Origin of the sequence: Pseudoalteromonas sp. bablab_jr011, from assembly GCF_016464045.1 — a bacterium.
GTDB lineage: Bacteria > Pseudomonadota > Gammaproteobacteria > Enterobacterales > Alteromonadaceae > Pseudoalteromonas > Pseudoalteromonas lipolytica.
This window is the reverse complement of the sequence record NZ_JACDWU010000059.1, coordinates 1-11,717: the sequence shown is the minus strand read 5'-3', so window position 1 is coordinate 11,717 and position 11,717 is coordinate 1. Positions and strand designations below refer to the sequence as shown.

8 protein-coding genes are annotated in these 11,717 nt (G+C 40.5%); 4 read left to right on the top strand and 4 right to left on the bottom strand.

Translation table 11 applies throughout. The annotated features are described in order from the left end of the window. Positions 1 to 178 precede the first annotated feature (178 nt). A complete protein-coding gene (dbpA, locus tag JIG41_RS01620; protein WP_036974444.1) occupies positions 179 to 1,567 on the top strand; it encodes an ATP-dependent RNA helicase DbpA in 1,389 nt (462 codons plus the stop codon). A gap of 2 nt (positions 1,568 to 1,569) precedes the next feature. Here the strand turns inward: dbpA and JIG41_RS01615 are convergent, their stop codons facing one another. Further along, positions 1,570 to 2,151, bottom strand: a complete 582-nt coding sequence (locus JIG41_RS01615; RefSeq protein WP_118843892.1) for a DNA-J related domain-containing protein — start codon at positions 2,149 to 2,151, stop codon at positions 1,570 to 1,572. Positions 2,152 to 2,311: 160 nt separating this feature from the next. Here JIG41_RS01615 and JIG41_RS01610 point away from each other — a divergent pair, with 160 nt between their 5' ends. Further along, positions 2,312 to 5,146, top strand: a complete 2,835-nt coding sequence (locus JIG41_RS01610; protein ID WP_118843893.1) for a tetratricopeptide repeat protein — start codon at positions 2,312 to 2,314, stop codon at positions 5,144 to 5,146. Here JIG41_RS01610 and JIG41_RS23015 read toward each other — a convergent pair. The 3 genes from JIG41_RS23015 to trxA form a co-directional block, all read right to left on the bottom strand. Then, positions 5,119 to 6,369: a methyl-accepting chemotaxis protein gene (locus tag JIG41_RS23015; RefSeq protein ID WP_199524174.1), complete on the bottom strand. Its 1,251-nt coding sequence runs from the start codon at positions 6,367 to 6,369 to the stop codon at positions 5,119 to 5,121. The genes JIG41_RS01610 and JIG41_RS23015 overlap by 28 nt on opposite strands. Before the next feature lie 297 nt (positions 6,370 to 6,666). Further along, positions 6,667 to 7,926 carry a transcription termination factor Rho gene (gene rho / locus JIG41_RS01600; RefSeq protein WP_036974448.1) on the bottom strand — a complete coding sequence of 420 codons (1,260 nt, stop codon included), beginning with the start codon at positions 7,924 to 7,926 and terminating at the stop codon, positions 6,667 to 6,669. Positions 7,927 to 8,107: 181 nt separating this feature from the next. After that, positions 8,108 to 8,434, bottom strand: coding sequence for a thioredoxin TrxA (gene trxA / locus JIG41_RS01595; protein WP_036974472.1), 327 nt, complete (start codon positions 8,432 to 8,434; stop codon positions 8,108 to 8,110). Between the two features lie 90 nt (positions 8,435 to 8,524). On the opposite strand from trxA, the gene rhlB reads away from it, so the two are divergent. After that, complete coding sequence (gene rhlB / locus JIG41_RS01590; RefSeq protein ID WP_036974450.1) at positions 8,525 to 9,802, top strand: ATP-dependent RNA helicase RhlB; 1,278 nt, start codon at positions 8,525 to 8,527, stop codon at positions 9,800 to 9,802. Between the two features lie 45 nt (positions 9,803 to 9,847). Then, positions 9,848 to 11,341, top strand: a complete 1,494-nt coding sequence (gene gppA, locus JIG41_RS01585; protein WP_036974452.1) for a guanosine-5'-triphosphate,3'-diphosphate diphosphatase — start codon at positions 9,848 to 9,850, stop codon at positions 11,339 to 11,341. The last annotated feature ends 376 nt before the right edge of the window (positions 11,342 to 11,717 follow it).

Sequence of the window (11,717 nt, the reverse complement as noted above, 5' to 3'; positions counted from 1 at the left end):
GTCTTCCTTGGTAATAACTACAAACTAGAACAAATGCAGCAAGTTATAAAGATGCAAACTGTAACCAAATATGAATTTCAGTATGAAAGGCTTTTCACTTAGAGAATAAACCCATTCTCTGCTATGATCCTCTGAATCTTCGAGGATATCCCTCCACTATCAAGTTTGGAATGTTACTGTGACTGCTACTGCTTTTTCATCGTTGGCTTTGCCGCAAGAGTTAATCGATAATTTATCGACCTTAGGTTATTCACAAATGACGCCAGTGCAAGCGCAAAGTTTGCCGGTCATTTTGCAAGGAAAAGATATTATTGCCCAAGCTAAAACTGGCTCAGGGAAGACTGCTGCATTCAGTTTAGGCGTGCTGGCTAAATTAAATGTTAAACGTTTTCGAATCCAATCATTAATTCTCTGCCCAACGCGTGAATTAGCTGAGCAGGTTGCAGAAGAAGTCCGTAAGTTAGCGCGTAGTATTCACAATATTAAAGTACTTACTTTGTGTGGTGGCGTATCAATTGGACCGCAAATTGGTTCGCTTGAACATGGTGCACATATTATCGTAGGTACACCAGGGCGAGTCGATGACCATATTCGTAAAGGGACATTGCGCTTAGATGATGTTGAAACTTTAGTGCTTGATGAAGCCGATCAAATGCTCGACATGGGTTTTCAAGATACCTTAGATGCGATTGTTGAATGCATTCCAGCCCAGCGTCAAACATTATTGTTCAGTGCGACGTATCCGAAATCAATAGCAGCAATTGCAGAGCGTGTATTGAGCAATCCTGAGACTATAAAAGTTGAAGAAGAGCAGGCAAAGAGCACAATAAAACAGTACTTTTACAAACTTGATAATAACAAGCAGCGCTTTAATACTTTAAAACTTTTATTGTTAAAGTTTCAGCCAGAAAGTTGTGTGGTGTTCTGCAACACGAAAGTTGAGACTCAGCAAATTTGTGATGACCTTTTTGCTGAAGGATTTAGTGCCGTCGCATTGCATGGTGATTTAGAACAACGAGAACGAGAACGTACATTAATTCGTTTTTCTAATAAAAGCGCTTCAATTTTGGTCGCGACGGATGTTGCTGCACGCGGGCTTGATATTAATGATATGGATATGGTGGTGAATTACCACTTAGCACATGACCCTCAAACACATGTGCATCGTGTGGGCCGCACCGGGCGTGCAGGTAAAAAAGGGATTGCCTGTTCAATTTATGGTGAAGCTGAGCAGTTTAAAGTGGCACAAATAGGTGATCACTATGAAAAAGATTTTGAACCAGAGCCTATTCCGCCGTTTAGTTTATTAGAAAAGCCAGCTTATAAGCCTACAATGGCAACGCTTATGATTGATGCAGGTAAAAAGCAGAAAATTCGTGCGGGTGATATTTTAGGGGCGCTAACGGGTAAAGAAGGGGTCGCGGGACACCAAGTTGGTAAAATAAATGTACTTGATAATGTTGCCTTTATTGCTGTTGAGCGTGCTGCTGTTAAGCCTGCTCTGCGTAAATTAACAGAAGGTAATATTAAAAAGCGTAAAATACGAGCTCGTCGATTAACGCGCTAAAATTAATGTGAGCAATTCGCCTTGAGTTGCTCATATTCTTGCCGTATTTTTTTGAACTTGGTAGCAGAACCTTGTCGATCAGGGTGATACTTTAAGGCGAGTTGTCGCCACCGTTTTTGCAGCTCTCTATATGAATAATCTGCAGGGAGTTGCCAGTGTTGTATGATCGGGTAAAGTTGCTCAGCTGATACTTGAGTAAGACAGAAGCGATTGTGTGTGCTAAAACGCTGCCAAAATTGGTCAAGTAATGCATCAATGGCGTCTCGTGACGTGTCATAGTTTTGCCAATCTAAATAATATGCTCTTAGCGGATCGTCTTTTTCTGGACGGTCTGTAGGGCATGTATCTATAAGCTCTATATGAAGCGATGCAATCTCTAATCGCTGGGTCGGGGCTAGCTGTGCTTGTAACTGATACAATCCGTTCATAATTAGAAAATTACGTTTAAAGAGGTTTTTTTGCGGGTCTTCATCGAGTTGCTTAAGGTAATTCGTCTCTCCCAGCGCGCTGGCTAGCGTATGCACCTTCCAAGTAGACTGTCGTAGAAGAAGGTAAAAAATCTCATCAATCAGTGGGTTAACCATTGTTCGTAGGCCAATGTTTAGTGTAATCTTAAAGTATATACGCTAACACAGCTGCGTTATTGAAACTACGATCATGTTTTAGGTTTAAAGGAATGCATTTGGCGATGCTTTAGCGAGTTCTGCTAATGCACGCTTGGTTGATTTTTAGGGATATAAACATATGCACATCACATTGCGCCTCAGCTTGCTTTATTCAACGCTCGCGTGTGTCTGTTTGTTTTTTACGTCTCCTAGTTTTTCATCTCACTCATTGTTTGAGCAGTTTACGCAATCACAGCAATGGGATGAGAAAAAACAACTTTCAATAAAGCTGCTAGCCGCACCTAATATCACATCCGATGAAAAATTAGAGGTTTATCTACAGTTAGCTGACTTTGCACTAGAGAAAGATAATTTCTCTGCTGCAGTGGAACACTATCAACTGGCTGCAACATCAACCTCTTTTGAAGAGCATCCACAACGTTATTTTCAAGCTCTTAAAATGCAAGGTGTGACCTATTATTATCAAGGGTTAATGCAGCAAGCCGTGAGTGCGTATATGCGAGCCTTGAGTGTTGCAAGAAATATGGAGCAGCCAATTTCTGAAGCTAATCTTTTGAGTAATATTGGTCTTGCTTACTTCAATATGTTTAATATGAATCAAGCGCTTGATTATTATAAACAAGCGAAAACGATTTACGATAAATATGGAACAGCACAAGATAAAGCGGATATTTTGCACAATATAGCGGGTATTTATATCCGTTTGTCTAGCTACGATATTGCACTGGATATGTATCGAGAAGCACTGGCTATTTTTCAAAAGCTTAATGATGAAGATGGTATCGCTCAATCTTATGGCAATATGGGAGTGGCTTACTCAGAGCTTGGCGAGTATCAACTGTCACTGCATTACTACCAGCGTGCTTTGCGCCATTACCAAGAAACGAATGATGCATACTACCTGTCCTCTCGACACGGTAACATTGCTAACGTGTACTTGCGAACGGGCGATCTTGAGATGGCCTTAAATCACACGGAAAAAGCGATAAAATTCGCAAAGCAAATTGATAATAAGGGGCTCGAGTTAGCGGGGTTATTATCACAAGCGAAAATCGAGCTGTTACAAGGGAAGTTACCTGAAGCAGAAGTCACACTTAACACATCTGTTAGTATGGCGAAAGAGTATAAAGATGAGCTCAGAGTACTCGATGGTTTGGGTATGCATGCATTGATAAAAGCGGGTCAAGGAGACTTTGAAAGTGCAGTGTCATACTTTGATAGCTTTGTTCGCAAAATGAATGCTTCTAAAAATGAACAGCTTTTAAAATCATTGGGTAAACTACAAAGCCAAATTCAAGCCAGTCAGTTAAATCAAGAAATTGTCGATCTTAAGCAACATCAGCATGTGCAAGAGCTCGAAATGTCTAAACAACGCCAGCTAACGATCATGCTGTTCATTTTGTTTGTAATGATTGTTGTGACAGGAATTACTCTTTACCGACGCAAGATTGAAAAAGAGGCGAAGGAGCAACTCTCTTTAATGGTGGCTAAGCGCACCCAAGAACTTGAAGAAATTGCAGAGCAGTTGCGTAGTGCAAATGATATCAAAAGTCAGTTTCTTGCCAATATTAGCCATGAAATCCGCACTCCACTGACTGCTATTCTTGGTCAAACCGATCATTTAATGAATGGTCTTTATAAGCCTGAGAAGTTGAATGAAGAACTTGCGGTTATTCAAAAACAAAGTGATCACTTAAAAGAGCTTATTAATGATGTACTTGATATTAGTAAGATTGAGGCGAATAAACTTGAGTTGAACTTAGAAGAGGGCAACTTAGTGGAATTACTGACAGATGTGCATTCTATGCTGAGCGGTCAGGCGAAAGAGAAAGGATTAAAATTTGCGTTTCAAAATCAACTTGGTGAGCAGTTTTTCAGCTACTTAGATTTTACGCGTGTAAAACAGATATTAATAAACTTATGCGCGAATGCCATCAAGTTTACTCAGCAAGGAGAAGTTGAGTTACATGTATCGCGCGTCGAGCAAGGCATTGTGTTTCGCATTAGAGATACCGGCATTGGCATGAATGCTGAGCAATTGAAACTAATTTTTGATTGCTTTAGTCAGGGTGATAACAGTATTAGTCGTCGTTTTGGTGGTACTGGGCTTGGACTTAGCTTGTCGCAGCAATTGGCGATGATGATGGGCGGGTACATCAGTGTTGAGAGCGAGGCGAATAAAGGCAGTGAGTTCTCTTTTTACTTACCCTGTAAAGAACTTGAGCCTGCGGCGTATATTGATGACAATCAAGCGATTACACACTCAGCTTCTAAAGGATTGTCAGGCAAAGTATTACTTGCCGAAGATCACCCAGATAACAGACGCTTAATTTGCCGTTATTTAGAATCTATGGGGCTAGAAGTCATTACAGCAGAAAATGGTGAGCAGGCTGTTGAGCAATGTTTAAAAGAGTTCCCAGATGTGGTGTTACTCGATATTCAAATGCCAGTACTTGATGGTTTAAGCGCATTGAAGCTATTACAAAAATGTGGCTTTACTCAACCTGTATACGCATTAACTGCGAATGCGATTAGCCACCAAATTGAAGGTTATTTAGAAGCGGGTTTTACTGGGTATCTTGCTAAGCCAATCGATAAAAAAGTGTTTTACACGCAGCTTGCAAAGCATTGTAAAAGTACCTCTCAACTAGCTAATTCAATGCCCGATACGCGTGATCTTGTCACTAGCTTTATCAATAGTTTTGCCTACGAAGCGGACTTGATTCAGCAGCATTTCTCAGCGGATGATTTAATGAGCTTACAACAAGATGCTCATCGAATTGGAGGGGCTGCAAAAATGTTTGCCTTAGATGATATTGCACACAGTGCTTTAGCACTCGAGCTGGCCATAAAAAACAAGACAGCGTTTGAAATTAATCACTTAGTAACGCAACTACTCGAGCTTATGCACTGCACACGTTTAGCTCAAAATAGCTCAATATCACCATCTTGAGCTTGTTTTATTTCTTCGTCATTGATGAATCGTGAGCGGTCTACTCGCTTTTTTAAATCAATGCTAGGGTAGGTCACTTTAAACATCGACAACTTATTATCTATTGAATGTGCGAGATTAACGAGATCCTTACTTGAAACGGCTTGAATTTGCGTGCTGGATAATGCATCTGAGTTAATTTCAACCATAGAGTCAATACTTGCTTGTGCTTCATCAGACATTTGGCTTTGCAGTGCAACTTGTGCGTGAATACTTTCTGATAAAGCATCGATGGCTAACATCGCTTGTTCTATTTTATTTGTTTCACGTGTTGATTCGTCAGATAGCTTAACGGTGTGCTCTGTTTCTTTTAATGCCTTTTGCATCAACTGATTCGCTTGCTCAGTATTATGCTGAATTTTAGCAACCATATTTCGAACTTCTTGTGTTGATTTACTTGTGCGTGCAGCTAAGTTTCGAACCTCATCAGCTACCACTGCAAACCCTCTTCCTTGCTCGCCTGCTCGGGCTGCTTCAATGGCGGCATTAAGAGCCAATAAGTTAGTTTGTTCGGCAATACTATTAATGACCTCAATCACAGAACCTATTGCGTCGCTATCTTGCTTGAGCAAAACAATTTGTTGGCTTGTTTGATTAATATTATCGGCGAGTTTTAATAAACTTGATTGACTCTTATCAGTGTCTAAACGGGTTTGTTTTACGGAATTCGTGGCATTTGAAACCGCGTGATAAATTTGCTCTAAACTTCGATCGAGCTCTCTTGATACGTCAATGGTACGCTTTATTGTTATGGCGAGATCGACACCGTGAGCATCTTGAATCGTGGCTTTTTGGGTCATAGAGGCATAAGTGTCTCTTAGTGCATCCGCCATAGGGAGCAATCGCGCAGAAGAAAAATAAATCTCTCCGAGCAAGTGCTCTACTGTGGTTAAACTTTCATTTAATGCATGGCATGCTTGCGGTAAATTAGGGTTATTTTCATCAAAACGAAAGGAGAAGTTAATACCTTGCTCTGCGGTCATATTCGTCGCAAAGTCATTTAAGAAGTCCAGCTGCTGCTTGTCCTTCGAATAGAGACTATAAATCATTACTGCCCACGGTCCACAGATAAAGAGACTGAGTATAAGTAGAGCCGAAGTAGAGAAATCAAACACAGCAAAACTAGCAATACACCCCAGTAAGCTTGTTAAAAACAGAGCGATTGCTATTTTAATGCGTGTCATTGAGTGTTCCTAAGCATTTCATCTCATTATTTATAGAACAGCTTTCAATGAAATTCCATTTATATTATGAACTTATATTAACCTGAAATAACACTTACCCACGTGGCTAAGTGACAGTGGTTGTTATCAGTGATAGATATTTCTTATTTAGAACAACAAAATAACACAAGAGTAGGCAGGGGTATTACTTGCTTCAAATAGAGTATTGAATGCAGCGAATGGGTATCAAAGGGGCTTCTTTTGGGCAAAAAAAATGCCTGTTTAATACAGGCATTTATTTAAAACATTCAAATGTGATTATTGACGTTTCATTGAATCGAAAAACTCGTCATTGGTTTTGCTCATTGACAGTTTATCAATTAAAAATTCCATCGCATCAATTTCTGACATGTCATGTACGATCTTACGTAAGATCCACATTTTTTGTAGCTCATCAGGTTTAGTCAGCAACTCTTCGCGACGGGTACCAGAGCGGTTAAAGTCAATGGCAGGGAATACACGTCTTTCAGCAATCTTACGATTTAAGTGTAATTCCATATTACCAGTGCCCTTAAATTCTTCGTAGATAACTTCGTCCATTTTCGAACCAGTATCAATAAGCGCTGTCGCGATGATTGTCAGGCTTCCGCCTTCTTCAACGTTACGTGCCGCACCGAAGAAACGCTTAGGCTTATGTAATGCGTTTGCATCAACACCACCGGTTAGTACTTTACCCGATGAAGGAATTACCGTGTTGTATGCACGAGCAAGGCGTGTAATTGAGTCAAGTAAGATAACCACGTCTTTTTTGTGCTCAACAAGGCGTTTTGCTTTCTCGATTACCATTTCAGCAACCTGAACGTGACGGCTTGCAGGCTCATCGAATGTTGAAGCAATCACTTCACCTTTTACAAGGCGCTGCATTTCGGTTACTTCTTCAGGACGCTCATCGATAAGTAATACCATCAGCTCACAGTCTGGTTGGTTATAACTGATCGATTGGGCGATATTTTGCAGAAGCATCGTTTTACCTGCTTTCGGTGGTGCAACGATAAGTGCGCGCTGACCTTTACCAATTGGCGAGGCTAAATCGAGTACACGCGCTGTGATGTCTTCTGTACTACCATTACCGCGCTCCATACGTAAACGTTCATTTGCGTGGAGTGGAGTAAGGTTTTCAAAAAGGATTTTAGTGCGTGAGTTTTCAGGTTTATCGAAGTTTACTTCATTTACTTTCAGTAAAGCGAAGTAACGTTCACCGTCTTTCGGTGGACGAATCAAACCGGAAATAGAGTCACCAGTACGCATGCTGAATCGACGGATTTGACTCGGAGATACATAAATATCGTCAGGACCGGCTAGGTAAGATGCTTCAGATGATCTCAAGAAACCAAAACCATCTTGTAAGATTTCTAATACACCGCCGCCATAAATGTTCTCACCGCTTTTTGCGTGTGCTTTAAGAATGGCGAAAATAATGTCTTGTTTTCTTAAACGGGCTACGTTTTCGAGCCCCATGGACTCAGCTAAGTTTACAAGCTCTTTGATAGACTTGTCTTTTAATTCGCGTAAATGCATATTGGTGGGTTCTTTATTACAATTGTCATACTCAAAATCGTCGTTTGATACATGAGTGAGGTTTGTTGGTATAACTAAGGATTAGTTGGCTTTATAAACTAGCAGGTCACTAGCAAGGCGTCCAGTCTTTAAACAAAATAAAGCTAAAAAAAGGGCAAAAAGCCCTTTTTTTATTATTTCATTAGATGTTGTTTTCTAAAAACTCAACTAATTGAGTCTTAGAAAGGGCACCTACTTTAGTGGCTGCAACTTGACCATCTTTGAAAAGAAGAAGTGTAGGGATACCACGAATACCAAATTTAGGTGGTGTGCCTGCATTTTGGTCAATATTCAGTTTTGCAACGGTAACACGACCATCAAAATCGCCTGCTACTTCGTCAAGAATTGGGGCGATCATCTTACAAGGTCCGCACCATTCTGCCCAAAAATCAACAAGTACAGGTTTGTCTGATTGAAGTACGTCAGCTTCAAAGCTATCGTCAGTTAATTGAATAATTTTCTCGCTCATTGCGATCTCCGATAAGTTAGGCGAAATATTTAATGCGTATTTAAACACTCTTGTTTCTTATTGCAAGTTTAAACGTTATGCTTAAACGCTATGACTAAGACACATTTGACCGATAAAAAGTTTTCAGACTTTGCTATCGCACCGGAAGTGGTTGCCGGTTTAACCGAAAATGGGTTTGAATATTGCACACCCATACAAGCTAAATGCCTACCTTTTATTTGTGAGGGCCGTGATATTGCGGGTCAAGCACAAACAGGTACGGGCAAAACGTTGGCGTTTTTAACGGCCACGTGCCATCGGTTATTACAATCTAGCAAAGCACCTAGTAAACATCCAAGAGCCCTGATCATGGCCCCTACGCGGGAGCTGGCGATTCAGATACACAAAGATGCAAAAATTTTAGCGCCACATTGTAATCTTAACTTAGGATTAGTATATGGTGGCGAAGATTATGAAAAACAACGTGCACAACTAGAAAAAGGCGTTGATATTTTAATTGGGACGACTGGACGCCTTATCGACCTTTATAAACAGGGCTGTTATACCCTGAACGAAATTGAGGTTGTTGTGCTTGATGAAGCGGATCGCATGTTTGATTTAGGCTTCATTAAAGACATTCGTTATATGTTCAGACGTATGCCGGAAGCATCTGAGCGTTTAAATTTATTGTTTTCAGCGACCTTATCGTATCGTGTACAGGAATTAGCATTTGAACATATGACTAATCCTGAGCATGTACAAATTGAACCTGATGTGAAAACAGGTAAGCGCATTCAGGAAGAGCTCTTTCATCCATCACAAGATGATAAAATTAAGTTGTTGTTAACCTTAATTGAAGAAGAATGGCCTGAAAAAGCCATTGTGTTTGCAAATACCAAACACAGTTGTGAAAACGTGTATGCGTGGATGAAGGCGGATGGGCATCGCGTTGGGTTATTGACTGGTGATGTTAACCAGAAAAAACGTCAGTCAATTCTGGCGCAATTTACCAAAGGTGATTTAGACTTTTTAGTTGCGACCGATGTTGCAGCGCGTGGTTTACATATTCCAGAAGTAAGTCACGTATTTAATTTTGATTTGCCAGATGATTGTGAAGACTATGTACACCGAATTGGACGTACAGGACGTGCTGGCGCATCAGGCCATGCAATCAGCTTTGCCTGCGAACAGTATGCTTATAATCTTCATGAAATCGAAGAATACATAGAGCACAGCATTCCATTATCACATTATGATAAAAGTGCATTGCTTGATGATTTAACAAAGCCTACTATTCAGAAAAAGCGGAACTATTCAACAGGCCCACGTAATCGTAATAACAACGGACGTCGACCAAATAATAGTTACCAAAAATCACGGTCATCATAACTGGCCGTTGTTTAAGACGTAGTAGTAACTAGAGGTTTTTGAACGGTGGGGCAACTTCAACCGCAAAAAAATGTGTATGCAGTTATCGATTTAGGATCAAACAGCTTCCATATGCTGATTGCCAAATCGATGGCTGGCGGCCTACAAACTATTGGCCGAGTCAAACGCAAAGTAAGGCTAGCAGCAGGACTTGATGAAAACAATGTTCTAAGTACTGAAGCCATGCAACGAGGCTGGGAATGCCTAGCCTTGTTCGCTGAACGTTTACAAGATATACCAAAGAAAAATATCACCATTGTTGCAACCGCAACACTGCGCCTTGCTATTAATGCCGATGTATTTCAACAAAAAGCTGAGAAAATCCTTGGCCATAAAATCAATGTTATAAGTGGCGAGTTAGAAGCAAAGACTATCTATAAAGGGGTTGCTCATACGTCTTCATGTGGTGGTCGACAGCTGGTTATTGATATTGGTGGAGCAAGCACTGAGGTTGTCATTGGAAAAGGTTTTGACGCGTTGCATTATAAGAGCCTCAACATGGGGTGTGTCACTTTCCTTGAGCGCTATTTTAAAGATCAAAAGCTTAGTAACAAAAATTTCAATACCGCTATTAAAGCAGCGCGAGATGTTGTTGAAGATATTGTACCTGAATATAAAGCTGCTGGATGGGAGATTGCCAGTGGTGCATCCGGTACAGTTCAAGCCATTCAAGAGATTATGGTTGCGCAAAACCAGGATGAGTTACTAACGCTAGATAAACTGTTAGCAATTAAAGAACAGTCAGTCACGTTTGACACCATTGCTGATCTTGAATTACCTGGTCTTAGTGAAGAGCGTCGTTTAGTGTTTGTATCTGGACTTGCAATTCTTATTGCTTTATTTGAATCGTTAGAAATAAAGCAAATGGGGCTTGCGCGCGGTGCATTGCGTGAAGGTGTGTTATATAGCATGGTGCCTGAGCTACATAATCATGATATTCGCAAACGCACCGTTGATGGTTTAATGAATCGTTACCATGTTGATCAAAAACAAGCGTGCCGAGTAGCGCAACTTGCGGAACAACTGGCAATAAGTGTAATGAACCAATGGCAATCAATGGATAGTAATGCGATTGCACTGTTAAAGACTGTGGCAAAATTGCATGAGATTGGTTTGCTAATCGAATATAAGCTTTACCATAAACATACGGCCTATATATTAGAGAACACAGACATGCCTGGCTTTTCACAGTCAGAGCATAAACTTATTACAGCAGTAGCGAATGGGCACCGGGCTGATCTTGCAAAAAATAGCTTTGCATATCTAGGGTGTAATGAGCAATTAGCTGAATGCCTAACACGTATCATTCGGATCGCAGTGATCTTATCGATGCGTCGCCAAGACGATGTATTACCAGCGCTAGGTCTAAGTGTAGATAAAAATGCGCTTATACTGACATTTGATAGTGATTGGTTAAAATATCACCCACTAATGGCAAGTGAGCTACAACTAGAGTCCAAGTTACAAGCGAAAGTTGGTTGGAAGCTCATAATCAAATAACTAAAAAAGGCCCTTCAGGGCCTTTTTTAGTATTGTTTTTGCCCGTTTCGTTCGTATTTTGCACGAACAGTCATTTTTTTCATAAAAACGTAAAAAAACAGTTGATCTGAATTCGGATCTCCCTATAATGCGACCCCACTGAGACGGCAGACTGCAACGCTTAGCGAGGCAAGAGCAACTCAGAGTGTTAAGTAAAACTTAGTTTCGAAAAATTAAATTTTCTCAAAATTAAGTGTTGACAAAAAAATAGGAAAGCGTAATATACGCAGCCCTAGCGAGTTAAAGTGAAACGCTTTAATCGCAACGTTCTTTAACAATATAAAGCAATCATCTGTGTGGGCACTCGTACAGATTGAGTTCTAACAGTCGAGCTACT